Source organism: Pseudoalteromonas sp. S558 (assembly GCF_005886635.1).
Classification (GTDB): domain Bacteria; phylum Pseudomonadota; class Gammaproteobacteria; order Enterobacterales; family Alteromonadaceae; genus Pseudoalteromonas; species Pseudoalteromonas aliena.
In genome coordinates this window covers 1-23949 of the sequence record NZ_PNDU01000093.1, presented here as the reverse complement: position 1 = coordinate 23949, position 23949 = coordinate 1, and the positions used below count along the sequence as shown (strand labels likewise).

Annotated in this window: 20 protein-coding genes and 1 pseudogene; 14 read left to right on the top strand and 7 right to left on the bottom strand. The window is 39.3% G+C overall.

What is annotated here, in order from left to right; genetic code table 11:
- Positions 1–18: 18 nt before the first annotated feature.
- Positions 19–440, top strand: a pseudogene (locus CWB66_RS22640) (transposase); the annotation flags it as partial.
- Positions 441–915: 475 nt separating this feature from the next.
- Here CWB66_RS22640 and yfaE read toward each other — a convergent pair.
- The 5 genes from yfaE to ubiG all read right to left on the bottom strand — a co-directional run bounded on the left by yfaE (position 916) and on the right by ubiG (position 6462).
- The gene (gene yfaE, locus CWB66_RS07760; RefSeq protein WP_077537971.1) at positions 916–1188 is read right to left on the bottom strand and encodes a class I ribonucleotide reductase maintenance protein YfaE; all 273 of its coding nucleotides are present in this window, start codon (positions 1186–1188) and stop codon (positions 916–918) included.
- Complete coding sequence (gene nrdB / locus CWB66_RS07755) at positions 1188–2318, bottom strand: class Ia ribonucleoside-diphosphate reductase subunit beta (RefSeq protein WP_138584914.1); 1131 nt, start codon at positions 2316–2318, stop codon at positions 1188–1190. The genes yfaE and nrdB overlap by 1 nt, the downstream gene beginning before the upstream one ends.
- 65 nt (positions 2319–2383) lie before the next feature.
- A complete protein-coding gene (gene nrdA / locus CWB66_RS07750; protein WP_138584913.1) occupies positions 2384–4666 on the bottom strand; it encodes a class 1a ribonucleoside-diphosphate reductase subunit alpha in 2283 nt (760 codons plus the stop codon).
- A gap of 411 nt (positions 4667–5077) precedes the next feature.
- Positions 5078–5752 carry an HAD family hydrolase gene (locus CWB66_RS07745; RefSeq protein WP_138584912.1) on the bottom strand — a complete coding sequence of 225 codons (675 nt, stop codon included), beginning with the start codon at positions 5750–5752 and terminating at the stop codon, positions 5078–5080.
- Entirely contained in the window at positions 5752–6462 is a 711-nt protein-coding gene (ubiG, locus tag CWB66_RS07740) for a bifunctional 2-polyprenyl-6-hydroxyphenol methylase/3-demethylubiquinol 3-O-methyltransferase UbiG (RefSeq protein ID WP_077537967.1), read from the bottom strand. The genes CWB66_RS07745 and ubiG overlap by 1 nt, the downstream gene beginning before the upstream one ends.
- Before the next feature lie 176 nt (positions 6463–6638).
- Here ubiG and gyrA point away from each other — a divergent pair, with 176 nt between their 5' ends.
- The 10 genes from gyrA to CWB66_RS07690 all read left to right on the top strand — a co-directional run bounded on the left by gyrA (position 6639) and on the right by CWB66_RS07690 (position 17593).
- A complete protein-coding gene (gene gyrA, locus CWB66_RS07735; protein ID WP_138584911.1) occupies positions 6639–9338 on the top strand; it encodes a DNA gyrase subunit A in 2700 nt (899 codons plus the stop codon).
- 158 nt (positions 9339–9496) lie between these two features.
- Positions 9497–10579, top strand: coding sequence for a 3-phosphoserine/phosphohydroxythreonine transaminase (gene serC, locus CWB66_RS07730; protein WP_138584910.1), 1083 nt, complete (start codon positions 9497–9499; stop codon positions 10577–10579).
- Positions 10579–11856, top strand: a complete 1278-nt coding sequence (gene aroA, locus CWB66_RS07725) for a 3-phosphoshikimate 1-carboxyvinyltransferase (RefSeq protein WP_138584909.1) — start codon at positions 10579–10581, stop codon at positions 11854–11856. The genes serC and aroA overlap by 1 nt, the downstream gene beginning before the upstream one ends.
- Positions 11857–11962: 106 nt before the next feature.
- Positions 11963–12673 carry a (d)CMP kinase gene (gene cmk, locus CWB66_RS07720; RefSeq protein ID WP_138584908.1) on the top strand — a complete coding sequence of 237 codons (711 nt, stop codon included), beginning with the start codon at positions 11963–11965 and terminating at the stop codon, positions 12671–12673.
- Between the two features lie 96 nt (positions 12674–12769).
- Entirely contained in the window at positions 12770–14437 is a 1668-nt protein-coding gene (gene rpsA, locus CWB66_RS07715) for a 30S ribosomal protein S1 (protein ID WP_077539018.1), read from the top strand.
- A gap of 67 nt (positions 14438–14504) precedes the next feature.
- Entirely contained in the window at positions 14505–14792 is a 288-nt protein-coding gene (ihfB, locus tag CWB66_RS07710; protein ID WP_138584907.1) for an integration host factor subunit beta, read from the top strand.
- A 25-nt stretch (positions 14793–14817) separates the two neighbouring features.
- The gene (locus tag CWB66_RS07705) at positions 14818–15099 is read left to right on the top strand and encodes a lipopolysaccharide assembly protein LapA domain-containing protein (protein ID WP_024612800.1); all 282 of its coding nucleotides are present in this window, start codon (positions 14818–14820) and stop codon (positions 15097–15099) included.
- Between the two features lie 2 nt (positions 15100–15101).
- Entirely contained in the window at positions 15102–16238 is a 1137-nt protein-coding gene (lapB, locus tag CWB66_RS07700; RefSeq protein WP_138584906.1) for a lipopolysaccharide assembly protein LapB, read from the top strand.
- Positions 16239–16423: 185 nt separating this feature from the next.
- Positions 16424–17128 carry an orotidine-5'-phosphate decarboxylase gene (pyrF, locus tag CWB66_RS07695; protein WP_138584905.1) on the top strand — a complete coding sequence of 235 codons (705 nt, stop codon included), beginning with the start codon at positions 16424–16426 and terminating at the stop codon, positions 17126–17128.
- A gap of 90 nt (positions 17129–17218) precedes the next feature.
- On the top strand, positions 17219–17593 hold the full coding sequence (locus tag CWB66_RS07690; RefSeq protein ID WP_138584904.1) for a hypothetical protein: 375 nt from the start codon (positions 17219–17221) through the stop codon (positions 17591–17593).
- A gap of 88 nt (positions 17594–17681) precedes the next feature.
- Here the strand turns inward: CWB66_RS07690 and CWB66_RS07685 are convergent, their stop codons facing one another.
- The gene (locus tag CWB66_RS07685; protein ID WP_077537959.1) at positions 17682–18512 is read right to left on the bottom strand and encodes a CvfB family protein; all 831 of its coding nucleotides are present in this window, start codon (positions 18510–18512) and stop codon (positions 17682–17684) included.
- Positions 18513–18514: 2 nt separating this feature from the next.
- Positions 18515–19837, bottom strand: a complete 1323-nt coding sequence (locus tag CWB66_RS07680; protein WP_077537958.1) for a DEAD/DEAH box helicase — start codon at positions 19835–19837, stop codon at positions 18515–18517.
- A 207-nt stretch (positions 19838–20044) separates the two neighbouring features.
- Here CWB66_RS07680 and trhO point away from each other — a divergent pair, with 207 nt between their 5' ends.
- The 3 genes from trhO to CWB66_RS07665 all read left to right on the top strand — a co-directional run bounded on the left by trhO (position 20045) and on the right by CWB66_RS07665 (position 23810).
- Complete coding sequence (trhO, locus tag CWB66_RS07675; RefSeq protein ID WP_138584903.1) at positions 20045–21052, top strand: oxygen-dependent tRNA uridine(34) hydroxylase TrhO; 1008 nt, start codon at positions 20045–20047, stop codon at positions 21050–21052.
- Positions 21053–21200: 148 nt separating this feature from the next.
- Complete coding sequence (locus CWB66_RS07670) at positions 21201–23096, top strand: DUF294 nucleotidyltransferase-like domain-containing protein (RefSeq protein WP_138584902.1); 1896 nt, start codon at positions 21201–21203, stop codon at positions 23094–23096.
- Between the two features lie 3 nt (positions 23097–23099).
- Positions 23100–23810, top strand: a complete 711-nt coding sequence (locus tag CWB66_RS07665) for a 3'-5' exonuclease (RefSeq protein ID WP_138584901.1) — start codon at positions 23100–23102, stop codon at positions 23808–23810.
- Positions 23811–23949 lie beyond the last annotated feature (139 nt).

The window sequence follows — 23949 nt, the reverse complement described above, 5'->3', positions numbered from 1 at the left end:
GTAAGATTTCAATAGTATAATGGCAGTCCAATGAAAGGGGCAACGTTATTAGCGACATTGCAGGAGTTAGGTATTGTTCCTTCATTTAGCCGACCGTCTGTGAGTAATGATAACCCTTATTCTGAATCGTTATTCAAGACGTTAAAGTATCGCCCGGAATACCCTGAAAAAGCCTTTGAAGATATCGCGAGCGCAAGGAAATGGGTAACGGGTTTGTAAATTGGTACAACGATGAACACTTACACAGCGGTATTAAGTTTGTCACGCCAAATCAGCGTCATTTAGGGTTAGATAAAGCGATACTAGCGAAACGTCATCAGGTAAATGAAATGGCGAAATTACAGAATCCAAGTCGTTGGTCAGGAAAGTCTAGAGATTGGACAATGATCAATGAAGTAAATTTAAATCCGGAGAAAAAAGAAGAAGTGCGGGCGGCATAAAATTTAACTTGATGCGACAACTAACTTGAAAAACTCCGCAACAGAAAAGTCATGAAGGTGCGAATACATAAGAGGCCAGAGGTAGCACCTCAATTTGAGCCCGTATATAAGCTAGCATCTAAATTTATTTTAACTTTTTCTTTTTGACATTTACGGAGAGTCCATATAAGGCCCTAGAGAAAAATAAATTTAAATATCATTATGGCTCAATGTATTAGTAAATATCTTCACCAGAGTTCAGGTTATTTAACTTTTCTGGAGGGGGTATTCATATTATTTTGAATGAGTATTTGAACAATTTAACGTTAAACTCCCATATCTAAGCAGATAGGTATCACTTAGTACTGGTTAACGTATACCAATTCGCAATCAATTAGAGAAATAAAGCCTGACGCTAACGGCGTTAAAATTTCAGCCTTGTTGTTGACATGACTTCCTTACCTCAAAGTAGACCACTTAATTAAGCGAATTGATATTACTTTAAGTTAATGCTTATATTACCGTTGGGTTTACAGCAGCATAGGAGGATCTCGCCTTCGCGGACAAACGCTAGTGGCTCTTCATTATATTCAACGTTACCGGACACCAAAATAGCCCTGCACGCACCGCAATAGCCTTCACGGCATTGAAATGCAACGTCTATTTTTTTAGATTCTAAGCAGTGTAAAAGAGAAGGGCAGCCAGTATTAAATTCTATACGCTGGCTGCTTTGTGCAAGTGTTATACTTGCAGTTGTACTGTCACTCATTATAAATCAAAGTCACCAAATTCTGATGCATCAACTTGAGAGTCTATTTGACCAACAAGGTATGAGCTTATTTCGGCTTCTTGCGGTGCAACCTGAACGTTATCAGAAACAAGCCATGAGTTTATCCACGGAATAGGGTTACTGTTGTTTTCAAATTGTGCTGGTAAACCAATCGCAGTCATACGCGCATTGGTGATGTATTCAACGTACTGACATAGAATATGTTTATTTAAACCAATCATTGAGCCGTCTTTGAATAGGTATTCTGCCCATTCTTTCTCTTGCTCTGCGGCTTCTACAAACATTTTGATTGCTTCGTCGCGGCATTGGGCTGCAACAATCGCCATTTCTGGGTCGTCTTTACCATCTTGCATAATGTTTAGAATATGCTGAGTGCCCGAAAGGTGCAGTGCTTCATCGCGCGCAATAAGCTTGATGATTTTAGCGTTGCCTTCCATCAGCTCACGCTCAGCAAACGCAAACGAACATGCAAAGCTGACATAAAAGCGAATCGCTTCAAGAATATTTACCGACATCATTGCAAGGTAAAGTTTCTTTTTAAGTTCGAACAAGTTAACAACAACGGCTTTGCCGTTAATAACGTGCTTACCTTCACCGTATAAATTATAAAGAGATACAGAGTTAATTAAGTCATCGTAGTATTTTGTTACCGCATCGGCACGTTCACTAATCTTATCGTTACTAACAATGTCATCAAAAATAAGTTCAGGCGCTTGCGTTACGTTACGAATAATATGCGTGTACGAGCGGCTATGAATTGTTTCACTAAACGCCCATGTTTCTATCCATGTTTCAAGCTCTGGTAGCGATACGATAGGCAGTAGGGCTACGTTTGGCGAACGCCCTTGCACACTATCAAGCAAAGTTTGGTATTTTAGGTTACTTAAAAATATATGCTTTTCGTGATCGGGTAACGCTTGAAAGTCTAAACGGTCTTTACTTACATCTACTTCCTCAGGACGCCAAAAGAAAGATAGTTGCTTCTCGATTAATTTTTCAAAAATAGGGTACTTTTGTTGATCGTAACGAGATACGTTTACAGTTTGGCCAAAAAACATTGGCTCTTGCATTTGGTTATTATGGTTTCGGCTAAAAGTAGTATAAGACATGTTTATCACTCAAAAAACTATCAGAAAAAGCGGGCTAGATGCCCGCTTAAAATTAAAATCAGCAGTTATATTTTACACGCGCCGCCTTCACAATCGTCATCTTCCACGTCAGGAGTATCTTCTTGTGAATCTGAGGCACCATCGCGTGTATTGTGGTAATACAAGGTTTTAACACCTAGTTTGTACGCGCTTAGTAAGTCTTTTAATAAGACTTGCATAGGTACTTTACCGCCTTCGAACTTGTTTGGATCATAATTTGTGTTTGCTGAGATTGTTTGGTCAACAAATTTTTGCATTATGCCCACAAGTTGTAAGTAACCATCGTTTGATGGGATATCCCACAGTAATTCGTAGTTATCTTTTAAACGTTCGTACTCAGGTACCACTTGTTTTAAAATGCCGTCTTTACTTGCTTTAACGCTAATATGGCCACGTGGTGGCTCAATACCATTTGTTGCATTAGAGATTTGCGACGATGTTTCTGATGGCATTAACGCACTTAGTGTTGAGTTACGCATACCGTGCTCTTTAATATTTGCACGTAGTGTATCCCAATCAAGATGAAGTGGCTCATCACAAATTTTATCTAAATCACGTTTATACGTATCGGTTGGCATTATACCTTGTGAGTACGTTGTTTCGTTAAATTTAGGACATGCACCACGCTCTTTAGCAAGTTCGTTAGATGCCTTCATTAGGTAATATTGAATCGCTTCAAATGTTTTGTGAGTCAGTGCATTTGCGCTGCCATCAGAATAACGTTTACCGTTTTTAGCTAGGTAATATGCGTAGTTAATGACACCTATTCCTAACGTTCGACGACCCATAGTTGCATTTTTAGCAGCCGGTACTGGGTAGTCTTGGAAATCAAGTAAGTTATCAAGGGCACGCACCGCAAGCTCAGCTAGCTCTTCAAGCTCATCAAGTGATTCTATTGCACCTAAGTTAAACGCAGACAGTGTACAAAGGGCAATTTCGCCTTCTTCGTCATTTACGTTATTAAGTGGCTTGGTTGGTAATGCAATTTCTAAACATAAGTTAGATTGGCGAATAGGCGCAACTTTAGCAATGAACGGGCTGTGTGTATTACAGTGATCCACATTTTGTAAGTAAATACGGCCTGTACTTGCACGCTCTTGGGCAAACATAGAGAAAAGCTCAATGGCTTTGATACGTTTTTTACGAATAGACTCGTCTTGTTCGTACTTGACGTAAAGCGCATCAAATTCTGCTTGGTCTTCAAAAAATGCATCATAAAGGCCTGGCACATCTGATGGGCTAAATAACGTAATGTAATCGTCTTTAATTAAACGAGAATACATTAATTTATTAAATTGTACGCCGTAATCTAGGTGACGAACACGGTTGTCATCTACACCACGGTTATTTTTAAGGACCAGTAGGTTTTCTACTTCTAAGTGCCAAAGCGGGTAGAATAATGTTGCAGCGCCTCCACGTACACCACCTTGCGAACAGCTTTTAACAGCCGTTTGAAAGTGCTTATAAAAAGGAATACAGCCAGTGTGATACGCTTCACCATTGCGAATATGGCTACCTAGCGCACGAATTCGACCTGCATTTATACCAATACCTGCACGTTGTGATACGTACTTAACAATGGCAGAGGATGTTGCATTGATTGAATCAAGGCTATCACCACACTCTATTAATACACATGAGCTAAACTGACGAGTAGGAGTACGTACACCTGCCATAATAGGCGTGGGTAATGAAATTTTGAACAACGATACGGCATCGTAAAAACGCTTAATGTACGAAACGCGTGTTTCACGTGGGTAGTCTGCAAATAGACTTGCGGCGACTAAAATATATAAAAATTGCGCGCTTTCGTATATCTCGCCCGTTACACGGTTTTGAACGAGGTATTTACCTTCAAGTTGCTTAACAGCCGCGTAACTAAAGTTTAGATCGCGTGAGTGATCAAGGTATTCATCTAGTTCATCAAATTCTTGCTCTGTGTAATCAGCAAGTAAATGTGCATCGTAGCGCTTATCGCCAACCATTTTAGTGACGTGATCAAATAAACGCGGTGGCTCAAATTGGCCATACGCTTTTTTACGTAAATGAAATACAGCTAAACGCGCTGATAGGTACTGATAATCTGGCGATTCTTTTGAAATCTGATCTGCGGCAGCTTTAATAATGGTTTCGTGGATGTCTTTAGTGCGGATACCATCGTAAAATTGAATGTGAGATTTTAATTCAACTTGTGAAACCGAGACGTTATTTAAACCTTCGGCGGCCCATTCAATAACGCGATGGATCTTATCAAGATCAAGTGGCTCTTTACGGCCGTCACGTTTGCTTACAGATAACAGTTGGTTCATAGCTTTGCCTGTATTCCTTGGGGATTTAGTATTTTGACCAATGTTGTACTCCTTAAATTACAGCAGGAGCACTCATTTATTATAAGTTTCATCAAATTGATGAATTTAATTGAATAACATTTGGCCACAATATCTGGTGTTATTCAATTTAGAGATCACAAGATAGTGTGGTCTGAGTCGTTTTGCAAGGGACATAATTGCCCCTATTTGTGGATAACTTTGGGATAACACACTTGTGTTAGTAAGCATTAACCTTTGATCATTAGGTGAAGTTGAAATTTCTAAAAATCAACTAATGATCTACTAAATTTGCGCTTTTAAAAAATAAATTGTAACTGAGTTTTTTATCAGCAGACTTTGACTAAAAACTGACTAAATCACAATATATAGTGTTTATAAATTAACATGGCACTATATATGGTTAAAACCATCAATTGGACTTTGCCAGTTAAAATCAGCTTTCCAGCTTAATGCTTCTTCATTGTTGGGTATGTAACCCCAAAGTGCCGTGGCGGTGTGCATACCTGCAGCTTTACCTGCCTGTATATCACGCTGTGCATCACCAATGTATAAGCAACGGTTTGGTTTTACTGCAATAAGCTTTGCACAATGTAGTAGTGGTAGTGGTGATGGTTTGGCCTCCGCCAAGGTATCGCCACTTATGACTACGCTGGCGTTTTTTAAAGCGGGGATTGCTGCCACCAAAGGATCGGTTAAAAATCCAGGTTTGTTAGTCATGATCCCCCATTTGATCTTTTTTTGATCAAGCGCGATAAGTAAAGATTCTACGCCTTTAAAACACGTGGTGTGTTTTGCTATGTTAGTCGCGTATTCATCAAGCAATTGTTGTATGAGTTCTGCCTGTGGCTGCTCAGGCCATTTATCTTTAAAGCCGGCTGCTAACAGTGCACCCGCTCCATTAGAGGCTGCGAGACGGTATACATCGCTTGTTACTTCATCTATTTGTTGTGCGCGAAGTACCGCATTTAGCGCGGCACCTAAGTCGTCGGCGGTATCTAGTAGGGTGCCATCTAAATCAAATAAAAATGCGTCGTACTCTATATGAGGTGAATGAGAGTTCGCCATTAGGCTAACTTCTCAAAATGCAGAATGTAATTTACGCTTACATCTGTGTTAAGCGTATATTGTTTTGATAATGGATTATATGATAACCCCGCACTTGCACGTACTTTTAAACCCGCTTGCTCAGCCCATGCAATCAGTTGCGCAGGTTTTATAAACTTTTTATGGTCATGTGTACCCTCAGGCACCATTTTCAGCAGTTTTTCGGCGCCAACAATGGCATATAAGTAGGCCTTAGGTGTTTTGTTCAAAGTTGAAAAAAACACATCTGCGCCAGGTTTTGCAAGTGCTGCTACGGCATGAATGATAGATGCTGGGTCGGGAACGTGCTCTAGCATTTCCATGCAGGTGATCACATCAAAGCGCTCTGGGTGCTGTGTTGCAAACTCTTCTGCAGGCACTTTAATGTATTCTACATTTACACCGGTTTCTAGACTATGCAATTTAGCAACAGTCAAGGGCTCTTGGCCCATATCGATACCCGTTACTTTTGCACCCATACGCGCCATACTTTGGCTTAAAATACCGCCGCCACAGCCAACATCGAGTGTGTCTTTATCAAATAGACCTTGGGTTTTATGCGCTATAAAGTCTAAACGTAACGGGTTAATTTCGTGAAGAGGTTTAAACTCTCCCTCTAAATCCCACCAACGCTCTGCGATGGCTTCAAATTTTGCTATTTCTGCGTGATCTACATTTTGATGTTCGGTCATAAAATACTTCCTCGTCAATCTGAGGCCATTATATAGGGCAAAATTGATAAATCGCAAAGTTTTGCGCCTGTAAATTAAAATTAATTGTGATAGCATGGCTGTTAGTAATAATAACAAATACTCTTGATGCCTAATACTGGGTTGTTGAGAGTAAATACTGAAGGAATGTGATATCAATGACTGATTTCGCCCATGGCATTCAGCCGGTCAATATTGAAGACGAGTTAAAAAACTCCTACTTAGATTACGCGATGAGCGTAATTGTAGGACGTGCATTACCAGACGTACGTGATGGTTTAAAACCTGTTCACCGCCGCGTTTTGTTTGCAATGAACGAGCTTAGTAATGATTGGAATAAGCCTTACAAAAAATCGGCACGTGTTGTCGGTGACGTAATCGGTAAGTACCATCCACACGGCGATAGTGCAGTTTATGACACGATAGTACGTATGGCGCAGCCATTTTCACTTCGTTACATGTTAGTCGATGGTCAAGGTAACTTCGGTTCGGTTGATGGTGATTCAGCAGCAGCAATGCGTTATACAGAAGTACGTATGGCAAAAATGTCGCATGAATTATTAGCCGATCTTGACAAAGAAACGGTTGATTTCGTTCCTAACTACGATGGCACAGAGCAAATCCCAGACGTTTTACCAACAAAAGTTCCTAACTTATTAGTAAACGGCTCGTCAGGTATTGCGGTGGGTATGGCAACAAATATACCACCTCACAATCTAACTGAAGTTGTGAATGGGTGTTTAGCACTTATTTTGAATCCTGATTTAACGATTACTGAGTTAATGGATTACATTCCTGGTCCTGATTTCCCTACGGCTGCGATTATCAACGGTAAAAAAGGCATAGAGCAAGCCTACCAAACTGGCCGTGGTAAAGTGTACATGCGTGCACGTGCAGAGATTGAAACAGACGAAAAAACCGGTCGTGAAACAATTATAGTGCACGAAATTCCCTATCAAGTTAATAAAGCACGTCTAATTGAAAAAATTGCCGAGCTTGTTAAAGATAAAAAAATTGAAGGCATTAGTGCACTTCGTGATGAATCCGATAAAGACGGTATGCGTATCGTTATTGAGATCAAACGTGGTGACGTAGGCGAAGTTATTTTAAATAACTTATATGCACAAACTCAGTTACAAACTGTATTTGGCATGAACATGGTTGCTTTAATTAATAACCAACCTAAGTGTTTTAATCTAAAAGAAATGCTTGAAGAGTTTATTATTCACCGTCGTGAAGTAGTAACTCGCCGTACTGTTTTTGATTTACGTAAAGCGCGCGACCGTGCACACATGCTAGAAGGCTTAGCGATTGCACTTGCAAACATTGACCCTATTATCGAACTTATTCGTAACTCACCTACACCTGCAGAAGCTAAAATTGCTCTAACAGAACGTTCGTGGGAATTAGGCAATGTTAAATCTATGCTTGAAAAAACAGGCGAAGATAATGTTGCACGCCCAGATTGGCTTGCTGCCGATTTAGGTATTCGTGATGGTCAGTACTTTATATCTGAGCAACAAGCCCAAGCTATTTTAGATTTACGCTTACATAAGCTTACAGGTCTTGAACACGAAAAAATTATAAGTGAATACCAAACGTTATTAGATTTAATTGCTGAGCTTTTATATATTTTGGCAACACCAGAGCGTTTAATGGAAGTTATTCGTGATGAGTTAGTTGAAATTAAAGCACAATACGGCGATGAACGTCGTACAGAAATTAATGCCGCAGCTCACGATATCAGCCTTGAAGACTTAATTACGGAAGAAGACGTCGTCGTCACACTTTCTCACGAAGGTTATGTGAAATATCAGGCATTGTCTGATTACGAAGCACAACGTCGTGGTGGTAAAGGTAAGTCAGCAACGAAGATGAAAGATGAAGATTTCATTGAACGTCTGCTCGTTGCAAATACGCACGATACTATTTTATGCTTCTCTACAGCCGGTCGTTTATATTGGCTTAAAGTATATCAGTTACCACTGGCAAGTCGTGCAGCGCGCGGTAAACCAATTGTTAACTTGTTACCACTTGAAGCAGATGAACGTATTACCGCTATATTGCCAGTACGCGAGTACGCAGAAGATAAATACATCTTTATGGCAACAGCATTTGGTACAGTTAAGAAAACACCATTAACGGCTTACAGTCGTCAACGTGCAAGCGGTATTATTGCTGTTAACTTAAATGATGGCGATAGCTTGATTGGGGTTGATATTACCGATGGTAGCAACGAAATTATGTTGTTCACTGATGCAGGTAAAGTTGTGCGCTTTAAAGAAGCTGAAGAAACAACAGTTGTTGATGAAAACGGTAACCCAGTATTAGATGAAGAAGGTAACCCTGAGATTCGTTTCAAAGGTGTTCGCCCTATGGGTCGTACTGCTACAGGTGTTCGTGGTATTAAAATGCCAGACGAGCAACGCGTAGTATCGTTGATTGTACCAAAAACTGACGGTGCTATTTTAACGGTAACTGAAAATGGTTACGGTAAGCGTACACAACTTGAAGATTACCCATCTAAGAGCCGTGCAACACAAGGTGTTGTATCAATTAAGGTGAGTGAACGTAACGGTGCTGTTGTTGGTGCTGTGCAAGTTGATGACAACGATGAAATAATGATTATTTCAAATCGTGGTACCTTAGTACGTACTCGCGTTAATGAAGTTTCTACGGTTGGACGTAACACCCAAGGTGTTATTTTGATCAGAACTATTGACGAAGAGCAAGTAGTTGGTTTACAACGTATAGAAGAGATTGAAGTTACTCAAAGTGACTTGGTTGATATTGAAGACGTTGAAACAGTAGATACAGTTGTTGATGAAGTAGCGGATGATAATCCTCCTTCAGAATAATTGAGATTGAAAAAGCGGCCTTGGCCGCTTTTTTTAATGTTGTTGAAAAAAATTAATAGTGTATGAAATTATATTTATTCATTAAAATCGTGAGATTGAGTGGATGGATATTATAGGTTCATGCTTAGTCGTTAAATTACTGGAATGAGGCAAAGGTAATGAGTAAATATAATTTTTGTGCGGGACCGGCTATGCTACCGCAAGCGGTTATGAAAAAAGCGCAAAAAGAGTTTCTAGATTGGCAAGACCTAGGTGTCTCTGTAATGGAAATGAGCCATCGCAGCAAAGAGTTTTTAGCATTAACTGCAAAATGTGAGGCAAGCCTTAGACGCTTGATGAACATTAGTGACGAATACGAAGTGCTATTTATGCACGGTGGTGGTCGTGGCCAGTTTAGCGCCGTGCCATTAAATTTACACCAAGATGGCAAAACTGCTGTTTATTGCGAAAATGGCGTGTGGTCAAAAAGCGCAACGGATGAAGCTAACAAGTTTACCAAAACGCTTTCAATTGATGTTCGTAACGATGTAAATGGTGATTTTTCTATTAAACAGGTTGCTGATTGGGTTTTACCTGAAGATGTATCTTACATTCACTATTGCCCTAACGAAACGGTAGATGGCCTAGAGATTTTTGATGTGCCGAGTCATCCAACTGCACCAATTGTTGCTGATATGTCATCGACTATTTTATCGCGCGAAATAGACGTAAATAAATTTGACTTAATTTATGCCGGCGCACAAAAAAACATAGGCCCATCGGGCATTTCGATTGTTATTGTTCGTAAAACATTACTTGAGCGTGAAGGTCTTCCTAAACCCGGTATTTTAGATTACGCCTTAGAAGCAAAACAAGGCAGCATGTTTAATACACCTCCCACCTTTGCGTGGTACTTAGCGGCTGAAGTATTTGAATGGTTAGAGCTAAATGGTGGCGTAAAAGCCATGGAAGTTCAGAACATAGCTAAAGCGCAGCTACTTTATGATTTTATTGATGGATCGAGCTTTTATACAAATAAAGTCGCTAAGCATTGTCGTTCACGTATGAACGTTCCATTTTGGCTTGTTGATGAAAGCTTAAATGATAAGTTTGTAGCTCAATCTAATGATGCGGGTTTGCTTGCACTTGAAGGGCATCGAATTGTAGGCGGTATGCGCGCGAGTATTTATAATGCGATGCCACTAGAGGGTGTTCAAGCACTTGTTAGTTTTATGGACGCATTTGCAAAGGAGCACAGTTAATGGAGCAACTTCGTTTAGACCCTATTTCTCGTGTAAACGGCAGCGTGACATTACCAGGCTCAAAAAGTTTATCTAACCGTATTTTGTTACTTGCAGCACTTGCAAATGGTACAACCGTTGTTGAAAATTTGCTCGATAGTGATGATATTCGTCATATGTTGGGCGCTTTAAAGTTATTAGGTGTAAATGTTACTTTAAACAATGAGCGAACAGTTGCAACGGTTGAAGGCGTTGGTGGTGTACTTAAAACGCCTAGTGAGCCGTTGTTTTTGGGTAATGCAGGTACTGCTTATCGACCATTAACCGCTGTGCTTGCTGCCGTTGCTGGTGAGTATGAGCTAATTGGCGAGCCACGTATGGAAGAGCGTCCGATAGGGCACTTGGTTGATGCTCTACAAGCGCTTGGTGGTGATGTTACTTATACAAAACACAAAGACTACCCACCACTTAAAATTGTAGGTGGTCAAATAAAAGGTGGTGATGTTGAAATTGATGGCAGTATTTCAAGTCAGTTTTTGACCGCTTTGTTAATGGCTGCACCGTTATTTAATGGTGATACACAAATTACAATTAAAGGGACGTTAGTCTCTAAGCCTTATATTGATATTACCCTTGATGTAATGGCACGTTTTGGTGTGAATGTTGAACACAGTGATTATGCAACGTTTAAAGTTAAAGGTGGTCAACAGTATCAATCGCTTGAACGTATTATGGTTGAAGGCGATGCATCTTCTGCTTCTTATTTCGTGGCAGCAGCAGCGATTGCTGGTGGCGAAATTGAAATTAAAGGAGTAGGTGCTAAATCGGTCCAAGGGGATATTGGTTTTGCTAAAGTCATGGAGCAAGTCGGTGCCAAAATCGATTGGTATGATGAGCGACTTGTTGTACGTAAAGGCGAGCTAAAAGGCGTAGATATTGACGCCAATGCAATTCCTGATGCTGCTATGACTCTTGCAACAGTGGCGCTTTTTGCAAAAGGTCCAACTGCTATCCGTAATATTTATAACTGGCGTGTAAAAGAAACAGACAGGCTACACGCAATGGCAACTGAGCTTAGAAAGGTTGGTGCTGAGGTAGTAGAGGGACACGACTTTATAGAAATTACACCGCCTAAACACTTCAACGATGTAGCAATAGACACTTACGATGATCACCGCATTGCAATGTGTTTTGCTATGGTAGCCGTTGGTGGAAAGCCTATAACGATTAATGATCCGAGGTGTACCTATAAAACATTTCCTACATTTTTCAATGTATTAGCATCAGTGAGTGAATAGGACTGTTATAACTATTTATAAAAAGTTACACACTAATAGCAGATATATTTTAATAACTGACGTATAATATCGCGGTTTATTTAGGTGTGCATTGCAGGAGGTTTAAATGCAGGCGTTATTAATGCCCGTGATCACCGTTGATGGCCCAAGTGGTTCAGGTAAAGGAACTGTTTGTCGCTTGTTAGCCGAAAAGTTGGGATGGGATGTATTGGATAGCGGTGCAATTTATCGCGTATTATCCCTTGCAGCACTTCATCATCAAATAGCATTAGACAATGAAGAGGCACTTGTGCCGCTCGCTGCAAACTTAGATGTACAGTTTTTGGTGGATAGCCAAACTAATGCTGGAAAAGTTATTTTAGAAGGCGAAGATGTAACAACCACTATTCGTAATGAAGAAGTCGGGTCAGCTGCGTCAAAAGTAGCTGCGTTACCTCGTGTTCGTGAAGCATTATTGCGCCGCCAGCGTGCATTTCGCAGTGAAAATGGCTTAATTGCCGATGGTCGTGATATGGGCACTGTGGTTTTTCAAGATGCACCGTTAAAAATTTATTTAACAGCAAGTGCACAAGAGCGTGCGCGCAGACGTTTTGTTGAGTTGAATACGCGCGGTCTTGATGTTACACTGAGTGGTCTATTACAAGACATTCAAGATCGTGATGAGCGCGATATGAATCGTGCGGTTGCGCCGCTTGTACCTGCGGAGGATGCCATAGAGCTCGATACTAGCGAACTCAATGCTCAGCAAGTGTTTGATAAAGTTATAACTTTATTAGATATTGCCATCTCTGAAGGTAAGCTTCCTAAACGAAGCTAAAACACATTTTATGCACCAGCAGGATGCCAGTGCTATTTTAACAACCCCATGCAGCATGGTTGCTTATTGGTATTAATATATGAGACGTATATTCGTATGTCAGAAAATTTTGCGCAGTTATTTGAAGAAAGCTTAAAGGGTTTTGAAGCAGAGCAAGGCTCTATCGTTAAAGGTACAGTAATCTCTATCGAGAATAACATTGTACTTGTAGATGCTGGTCTTAAATCAGAAAGTGCTATCCCTGCAGAGCAGTTCAAAAATGCTGCTGGTGAACTTGAAGTTGCTGTAGGCGACGAAGTAGATGTTGCACTAGATGCAATTGAAGACGGTTTCGGTGAAACTATCCTTTCTCGTGAGAAAGCGAAGCGTCACGAAGCGTGGATCCGTCTTGAGAAAGCATGTGAAGAGCAAGAGACTGTTACTGGTGTTATCAACGGTAAAGTTAAAGGCGGTTTCACTGTTGAAGTTGATTCAATCCGTGCTTTCCTACCTGGTTCACTTGTTGATGTTCGTCCAGTACGTGACACAACCCACCTTGAAGGCAAAGAGCTTGAATTTAAAGTAATCAAGCTTGATCAAAAACGTAACAATGTTGTTGTTTCACGTCGTGCAGTTATCGAATCTGAAAACTCACAAGAACGTGAAGAGCTTCTTGCTAACCTTGTTGAAGGCCAAGAAGTTAAAGGTATCGTTAAGAACCTTACTGACTACGGTGCATTCGTTGATCTTGGTGGTGTTGATGGTCTACTACACATTACTGATATGGCGTGGAAGCGTGTTAAGCATCCTTCAGAAATCGTTAATGTTGGCGACGAAATCGCAGTTAAAGTTCTTAAATTCGACAAAGATAAAACTCGTGTATCTCTAGGCCTTAAACAGCTTGGTGAAGATCCATGGGCAGCTATCGCTGGTCGTTACCCAGAAGGTTCTAAACTTTCTGGTCGTGTTACTAACCTTACTGATTACGGCTGTTTCGTGGAAATCGAAGAAGGCGTTGAAGGTCTAGTACACGTTTCTGAAATGGATTGGACTAACAAGAACATCCATCCTTCAAAAGTTGTATCACTAGGTGATACTGTTGAAGTTATGGTTCTAGAAATTGACGAAGAACGTCGTCGTATTTCTCTTGGTCTTAAGCAATGTATTGCTAATCCTTGGCAGGAATTTGCTCGTCTACAAAACAAAGGCGATCAAGTTACTGGTAAGATCAAATCAATCACTGACTTCGGTATCTTTATCGGTCTTGACGGTGGTATTGACGGTCTTGTACACCTTTCAGACATTTCTTGGAATACACCTGGCGAAGACGCTGTACGTGAATTCAAGAAAGGCGACGAAATCACTGCTATCGTATTACAAGTTGACCCAGAGCGTGAACGTATCTCTCTAGGTGTTAAACAAATCGAAGCTGACCCATTCAATAACTACCTTGATGCAAACAAAAAAGGTGCTATTGTTAAGGGTAAAGTGACTGAAGTTGATGCTAAAGGCGCAACTGTTGAACTTATCGAAGGCGTTGAAGGTTACATTCGTGTAGCTGATATCGCTCAAGAGCGCGTTGAAGATGCAACTACTGTTGTTTCTGTTGGCGACGAAATTGAAGTGAAATATGTTGGTGTTGATCGCAAGAACCGCACTTTAAGTTTATCTGTTAAAGCTCTTTTCGAAGCAGAAGAGAAAGAAGTAATAGAGAAGCTTAAGAAAGAAGAGCCAGTGTTTGAAAACGCAATGGCAGCTGCTTTCGCAAATGCACAAAAAGACTAATATATAATTAGTTTTTAGTTGGAAGGGCATTTTTTGCCCTTCCTATATCTCTTTTTAAGGAAACGCTATGACTAAGTCAGAATTGATTGAAACACTTGCGGAACAACACGCGCACGTTCCAGTGAAAGATGTTGAGAATGCTGTAAAAGAAATTCTTGAACAAATGGCCGGCTCATTATCTACTTCAGATCGTATAGAGATCAGAGGTTTTGGTAGTTTCTCTTTGCATTTCCGCGCTCCTCGCACAGGTCGTAATCCTAAGACTGGCGATACAGTTGAGTTAGACGGTAAGTATGTTCCTCATTTTAAACCAGGCAAAGAATTACGCGACCGCGTAAATGAAAGTATTGCCTAGTTAACTAATTTATTGGAGTAGTTACTTGTTTAAGGTATTAAAAATTATTCTGGTTGCACTATGCCTTATTAGTGCTTTTGTATTGGGTTCTCAAAATCCACAGTTAGTACAAATTAATTATATAATTGCCAGTAATACATTACCTTTAGCTGTAATCATAAGTATCTGCTTTTTGTTAGGTGTTGTAATCGGTTGTTTTATTAGTTTTAAATTGTTCTCACAGTTAAAATGGCAAAATTATCGGTTAAAAAAACAATTAGCGCCTGAAAAAGATAAAAAAAAGCTTGCTGCTAATAAAGACACCTAATCATGATTGAGCTTTTGTTTTTATTATTACCTGTAGCAGCCGGTTACGGCTGGGTGATGGGTAAAAATAGCGCTAAAAACCAAGCTCATCAACTTAACCGTCAGATCACTTCTGAGTATAGTAAAGGTTTAAAATTTTTACTTGATAGAGAAGAAGATCAAGGGTTAGAGCACCTAATTAATCTACTCGAAGTTTCTGCTGATTCAGTTGAACATTATTCTACGCTTGCCACCATGTTTCGTCGTCGAGGTGAGTTAGACCGAGCGATAAAAATTCATGAACTTCTTCTAAAACATCCAAGCTTAAATGAACAACAAGCAGCTACAAGCAGATTAGAGCTCGCCGAAGATTATATTATGGCAGGCTTGCTTGACAGTGCAGAGAAGCATCTAGTTTGGTTAGTAAAAGCAGGGCATGTTGAAGCTCTCGAACCTATTATTACTTTATATTCACAAACCCGTGAATGGGAAAAAGGCATCAACATGTTTGAGGCCCACAGCGAATTATTTTCAAAAGAACAACAATTTAAAGCGATTGCAAATTTTTATTGTGAAACAGCCTTAGCTGATAATACCCCACAATTAATGAGAAAAGCGATTAGTTTAAATTATAAAGCTGTTCGTCCTCTTTACGAATTAGGTTTATCTGCTTATACAAATGAGGATTACGTTAAAGCCATTTATTATTGGCGAGAACTCGTGACTCAATTTACGTTATTTGCCCCGCTATTTATTGATAGACTCGCACACAGTTACAAACAACTAAATCTAACGCACCAATTTCATGAGCTAGTAAATGACTTATTAGAAAAAGGCGGCGTATTAATAAAAATAAAACATTGTCAGGCTTTATTAGAACAAGGTTTCACAGAGCAAGCATTTGAGTTTTTAACTGATAGTTTAAAACGACAACCAACAATTCGCGGTTTTAGTTTTTTGCTACAATTGATGGCTGATCAAAATAAAAACACGAAAGAAGTTTTAGAGCAGATTGATAAACTTGTTACCTCATATATTGCGACTAAACCTGATTTTCAATGTCAGCATTGCGGCTTTACTAGCTATACAATTTATTGGAATTGCCCTTCTTGTAAACATTGGGAAACCATTGTTCCAAGCAGAGGGTTAGATGGATTTTAATAACCCCCTTAATAACGGATTTAAAAGATGAGTATTTTAGCAAATTAAGCCATGTGTTTACTGATTTTAATTTTTATAAAGTAAGCTTGTATAAATTTACTTTATCGACACCCAAAATTACCCGCTAAAACTATTTTATTAGATCTATTTATATAATTACTTTATTGCCATACATTAGGATAGTTATGTCTTTCGAACATTCAAAAAAAATTCTCATTGCATTAGATTACGATGATCAGCAAATTGCCCTAAATTTTGTTAAACAACTTTCTCCTGATACTTGCCGTCTTAAAGTCGGTAAAGAGATGTTTACCTATTTCGGTCCTGCTTTTGTTAAAGAATTAATTGATTTAGGTTTTGATGTGTTTCTAGATTTAAAATTTCATGACATTCCTAATACTGTAGCTAAAGCTGTCACTGCAGCAGCAAAAATGGGGGTATGGATGGTTAATGTACATGCATCAGGTGGTTTTGAAATGATGCATAAAGCTAAACTTGCTTTAGAGCAGTTTGGTGATAAAGCGCCTTTACTTATTGCTGTCACTGTTTTAACAAGCATGGACGAAAAAGAACTCAAACGTTTAGGAATTGAAAAATCCCCGCAGGAACAAGTCATTTACTTAGCTCGGCTTGCAAAAGAAGCTGGACTTGATGGCATAGTCTGTTCAGCACAAGAGGCGAAAGTACTTAAAGTTGAACTTGGTGATAAATTTAAATTGGTTACGCCAGGTATTCGCCCGGAAGGTAGTGATGCAGGAGATCAAAAACGTATCATGACACCAAAACAAGCGATTGATGCTGGAAGTGATTACCTTGTTATTGGACGACCTATAACAAAATCGAATGATCCTATAAAAGTGCTTAATGATGTTAATCGCTCGATTAATTAAATTAACAAAAATAGTTGATTGATGCTAAAATCCTTACTATATGTGGTTCTAATATTACAAAATATTGTTTATATGTAGTGAGGGTTTGTCTTGAAATTGTTATTCTATGTGGTTATTTTTGCTGTTGCGGCTTTCTCAGTAAACAAATATTATTTATCAGGGAAGATAGATTCTGAGGCTTTAACAGTTGCTGATGTTATCGCGAGCTACCCCGTTAATATTTTTGATTTCAAACAGACTATGGCAGATTATGCACACCACTTGTGCTATAAAAACGAAGATGTCCTTAGTTCTCAAGATATTAGTGCTCGTGAATGTGTTAATAATCATGATGATAGGAAGTCTGATTGTGAAAGTAGGATTTTTCGTCTAGCACCTTTGAACTTAAAAACTAAAGAAGAGGTTATTGATTATTCAAAGCAATATACGCAATGCACCTTACCGTATAAATATATTATGGGCTAAGTAAAAGAATAATTTAATAGTAGGCAGTTTATTATTGAGTGAAGATAGAAGTTGAGTGGTTGGCCACTCAACTTCTATCAGTAAAAAATTACTTCAAACGAATTGACTTTGCTTCAATATCTATTAATTCTTGCTTGAATAGTCCACCAATTGCTTTTTTGTAGTTAGCCTTACTGGTAGAAAACATCTTTTTTATTGCTTCAGGATCAGACTTATCGCCGAGTGGGATCACACCCCCTTCATTCTTAAGCTTTTGCATAATAGTTTCACCAAGATCGCTTACTTTTCCCATACCAGGCTTTTCTAGTACGACATCAATTTTTCCGTCGTCACGTACTTTTTGAATGAAACCTTTAAGCTTTTGGCCCACAAATAAGCTTTTAAATACCATATTGTAAAATACAACACCGAAGTGCGATTCTTCAATTAATACCTTATAGCCAATATCTGTTTTGCCAGCAACAATTAAATCCACTTCTTGTAAGTGTGTATATTGCGGCTCATCTTTAGATAGGAAACGATTAAAATTGTTTGATGCACAAATACGTTGGCTTGCATTATCAAGGTACAAACGAACTAAATATGAATGACCTTCTTGCATGCGTGGCTTTTGTTCGTTAAACGGGGTTAGTACATCTTTTTCAAGCCCCCAATCTAAAAATGCCCCAATACTGTTTATTTCTTTAACGCGTAGTAGGGCGTATTCACCTACTTGTGCATGAGGCTTTTTAATTGTCGCTGTGGCTAAGTTAGCATTGTCTAAAAAGATAAATACACTAATACTATCGCCAGCTTCAAGCTCATGTTTTATTTCTTGTTTTGGTAAAAATACTTCACCTAAATCATGGCCATCAAGGTAAGCACCTTCATTGCTTACTTCTTTTACAAATAAGGTTTGTGTTGTTCCTAGGTAACTCATAATTATTCCTGCTCAGGCTTTTTTTTACGGCGCATCGGTGTATCGCCATCAATATTCATGGGTGCTTTAATTGGGGCTGATGGTTTTTTAGGTTTTGCTTTTCGTTTAAATAGTGGCTTTTTAGCAACAACTGTTTTTTCTTTTTTCAATACAGATTCAGGTTTTTTCTCTTTTATCCCTTTAAATTTTGCCTTTAAACCATCAATGCTGGCAAAATTTAACTCATCATTTAAAAATGCTTTTATGGCTAAATAGCTAGCCCAATCTTTAGGGCCTACCAGCGAAAGCGCACTTCCTTTAAAACCTGCACGCCCAGTACGTCCAATGCGATGCACATATTCTTCAGCATGTTTTGGTAAATCAAAGTTAATTACATGCGTTACGCTGAGCAAATCTAAACCACGTGAGGCAACATCCGTTGTGATCAATATTTTAAAATTCTCACGACTAAACGAGTCCATAATATCTAGGCGTTTATTTTGTGTTAAATCACCAGCAAGTGCTACCGACTTAAATCCTTTAGCATTAAGTGCTTCACTTAAACGGCTTGTATCAGCGCGCGTTGCTGTAAAGATAATACATTGACCAACATCATCTTGATTTAAAAAATGTTCTAATAATGCCTCTTTGTGATCTAGATGATCCGCTAAATAGAGTGTTTGTGTGATATCACTGTGCTGCTCATTCGCTGCACTTAGCGTAATTTGCTTTGGTTTTTTTAATAAATTACGAGATAGAGCATCTACTTGCGCGTGATCCAGCGTTGCAGAAAACAGTAATGTTTGACGTAAACGGTGATTCGCTTGCTCGTTAATCATTTTTAACTGTTCGGTAAAGCCTAAATCTAAAATACGATCGGCTTCATCGAAAATAAGTAATTCAAGTCCGCTTAATTGTAATGAGCGTTGTGTAATGTGATCCGCTAAACGACCTGGAGTTGCGACTACAAATTGTGGATCGTTTCGCAGTGCTTTAACTTGATCATTAAAGTTTTCTCCGCCAAGTATTTTCACCGCTTTAATCGCTGTGCCTGCAATTAATAAGCGAAGTTGTGTGAACACTTGTGTTGCAAGCTCTCGTGTAGGCGCAACAATAAGTACACGAGGATCGCGTTTACTGAGTGCCTTTTGTTTCATCACCCGTTGTACTGCAGGTAGTAAAAACGCTAAGGTTTTGCCCGACCCAGTTTTAGACTGAGCGAAAATGTCATGCCCTGCAAGTGCGGTAGGCACTGCATGCGCTTGAATATCGGTGGGCTGGGTGATCCCTTGATGTGCTAATTGTGTTTCAAGGCGTGTATCAATCCCAAGATCAGTAAACTGCAATGTGTGTTTCTCCAAAATGAGCAATTAAGTCTTTAAATTTATTGGCGCATTATAGCTTACTGAGGTGCGGTGCTAACAGTAAAAACCATTCTATAGCAGCATTTTTTGCAATTAATCCAAAAAAGCGTAAAATACGCGCCCCATATGCGCCGGATTTACGATTCGGTAAACGCCAATACTGGCTAACAAGGCAAAATAGGAAATATAATGACTGTTGTTCATAAAGATAATGTAACGGGCGATCACTTTGTTGTGTGCGCGCTGTATAAATTTGTTGGGTTACCTGAATTTGAAGCTATCCGTAAGCCATTGCTTGAAGTAATGGAAGCGAATGAAGTACGCGGTACTTTACTACTCGCTGCCGAAGGTATAAACGGCACTGTTTCTGCAAAACGTGAAGGGATAGACAACTTATTAATATGGCTTGATAAACAACCAAATTTAAAAAACATCGTGACAAAAGAATCTTACGATGATGAATGCCCGTTTTACCGCACTAAAGTAAAGCTAAAAAAAGAAATTGTAACGATGGGCGTTGAAGGCGTAGATCCGCTAAAAGTTGTGGGTAGCTATGTAAAGCCAAATGAGTGGAATGCACTTATATCTGATCCTGAAGTTATTTTGATTGATACACGTAATGATTACGAAATTGAAATTGGTACATTTCAAAATGCAGTTGATCCAAATACTAAAACTTTTCGCGAATTTCCACAGTGGGCTAAAGAAAACTTAGATCCACAAAAACATAAAAAAGTAGCGATGTTTTGTACGGGGGGTATCCGCTGCGAAAAATCGACAGCCTACATGAAAGAGCAAGGCTTTGATGAAGTTTATCACCTTGAAGGCGGTATTTTAAAATATCTAGAAGAAGTGCCAAAAGAAGAAACCATGTGGGAAGGCGAATGTTTTGTATTTGATAACCGCGTTGCGGTTGATCACGACTTACAAAAAGGCTCTTATGATCAATGCCATGCGTGCCGTATGCCCATTACAGAAGACGAAAAATTAAAGCCTGAATACATGGAAGGCGTCTCTTGTCATCATTGCATTGAAGAAGTGACAGACGAGCAACGCGCACGTTTTGCGGAGCGCCAAAAGCAAATAGAATTAGCGCAAGCGCGTGGTGAAGGCCATATTGGTAATGAGGCACAAGCTGTTTTACAGCAACGTAAAGAAGCCAAAAAAGCCCAAAAAGACGCTCAGCGCGGTAAATAAATTTTTACAATAAGTATTACATTTAAAGAGTCTATTTAGGCTCTTTTTTTGTGCCCAAAATTGTGCAGTAATTGTTTTAACATCTTAATGATGATGTTAATCTGCAAGACAGATTTAGTCATTTTAATGCGCGTACAGGAAGGGATTTATGCAAGCAGAACAAGTTGAAATCGCACAATTTTTATCACAACACCCTCCTTTTGATGACTTACCTCAAAAAGCGCTTAATGAGTTAGCTCAACAAGTAGAAGTTGCTTATTTTAGAGCAAAAACAGATATCTTGAGTTTTGGCCAAGACATAGCTGATTTGTACGTAATTAGAAGTGGCTCTGTAGAAATGTATCGTCGAAATGGCGAGCTTTACAATCGTTTGGCTACAGCGGGTATATTTGGGCAAATGGGTTTGTTGATGAACCGTAAGGTGCGTTTTCCTGCAACTGCTCTTGAAGATACGTTAGTTTACTGCATAAATGTTGAGCTGTTTAATCGCTACTGTGATGAGTTTGATGCGTTTGCTGATTACTTTGAAACTGACGGTAACGTGCGTTTACATCAAGCTATTGTCGAGCAAGCCGATGGCAATGACCTGACAACCGCGAAGGTGAAATCATTAATTCACAGAGATGTAGTCACCGTAGATGCAACTTCAACAGTACAAGACATCGCTAAATTAATGACCGAAGAGGCGGTATCGTCAGTGTTGGTAACCGATGTAAATAAACCAATAAATGATGACCCAGAAGAAGACGATGGACAAGTCGTTGGTATAATAACCGATAGGGATTTACGCTCCAAAGTAGTGGCTAAAGGACTTGCTTTTAACACACAAGCAAAAGAGATTATGTCAACTAACTTAGTGCTTTTAGATGCTAATGACTATATTTTCGAAGCCGTACTGGCCATGCTAAGAGACAACTTACACCATTTACCAGTAGTACAAAAAAGACGCCCAATAGGGGTTATCTCCCTCTCTGATATTTTACGTTACGAATCGCAAAGCAGCTTATTACTTGTACGCGGCATACTTGCTCAACAAACAATTGAGGATTTAGCACATTATGCACGCCAATTGCCCAATGTATTTGTACGTATGGTTAACGAAGATGCCAATTCACACATGATTGGTACCGCTATGGCTGTTATAGGACGTACATTTAAACAAAGATTACTTGCATTAGCTGAAGAAAAGTTTGGCCCGCCTCCTGTGCCTTATTGTTTTATTGCTCTGGGCTCAATGGCTCGCGACGAGCAACTTATTGTAACCGATCAAGACAACGCGCTTATTTTAGATGATAGTTACGACGATGAAAAACATAACGCGTATTTTCAAAATATTGCCGATTTTGTCTGTGATGGCTTAGCGCAGTGTGGTTACACCTACTGTGATGGAGAAATTATGGCGTCGTTTAAAAAATGGCGTAAAACTCGCTCACAATGGTTTGATCAATTTGCTGATTGGATAGCCCAGCCAAAGCCACAAGCCTTGCTTAACAGCTCAATATTTTTTGATTTAGACGGTGTATGGGGGAAAACTAAATGGGCCGACGAGCTTAAAATATTTATAGCAAAACAAAGCAAAGTAAATCGTGTGTTTTTAGCAAATATGGCAGCAAATGCACGCAACAGAACACCTCCACTTGGCTTTTTTAAAGGCTTTGTTATGGAGCATAATGGCCAACATAAGCGTTCAATGAACTTAAAACGCAGAGGGACTGCACCACTTTCTGATGTTATACGCGTGCACGCATTAGCTGTTGGATCGCGTAAACAAAACTCGTTTGAGCGATTAGAAGACATTATTGAAGCGAAACTTTTACCGCAGGGTAAAGCGCAAGATTTACGTGATGCACTTGAGTACATTGCCATGATGAGAATACGCCATCAAGCGTGGCAAATAGAAAAAGGCGAAGAGCCTGATAATGACTTAGATCCGCATTTACTTTCTCCGTTCGAACAGCGAAACCTAAAAGAGGCATTTGCAATTTTAGAAAAAGCACAAAGTTATTTAAAATTTAGCTACACAGCAAACTCTGGTGTGAAGTAGCCTATGAATCCGCGTAATTATAAAGCATTTGATTGGCAAGCTAGATATAACGATCTTGCCAATAGTACCGAAAATAAACTTTTAAAACACTTTTATGCTGGTGCTTATAATCAAGATAAAGCTGCTGTAAAAGATGTACCTTTTGTAGCAATGGACTTTGAAACCACAGGTTTAAATAGCCAAAACGACGATATAGTAAGTGTTGGGCTCGTGCCGTTTAATTTAAAGCGTATCTATTGTAAACATAGCCGACACTGGGTTGTTCAACCTAGGCGTAACCTGCATGAAGAGTCGATCTTAATCCATGGCATAACGCACTCTGAGGTCGACGACGCCCCTGACTTTAATCGAATTATTGAGCCTTTACTTGAAGCGCTGAGTGGGAAAGTTGTCGTGGTGCATTACGCTGCAATAGAGCGCCACTTTTTAAATAATGCGTTATTGCTCAGACTTAAAGAAGGGATTGAGTTTGCACTGGTAGATACAATGGAAATAGAAAAAAGAGCACTAAAAGCAAGGCAAGGGTTATTAGGTCGCTTGTTTAATACCAAGCTAGGCTCGCTCAGATTAACAGATTGTCGTGAGCGTTATTCTCTACCGGCTTATCACAATCATAATGCGCTTACGGATGCACTTGCTACAGCTGAGCTTTTACAAGCGCAACTGAGTCACCATTATCGTGTAGACACGCCCATTTCAGAGTTATGGGTATAATACCAATTTTATTAAAAACATGATCATTCTAGCGTATTAAATAACTCACTAACGACGTTAAAAATTATTGATATAGAACAACTATGTATCATAATTTTAGCCTTGTTATTGCGCTATTTTCTTATCGCTATAATAGATC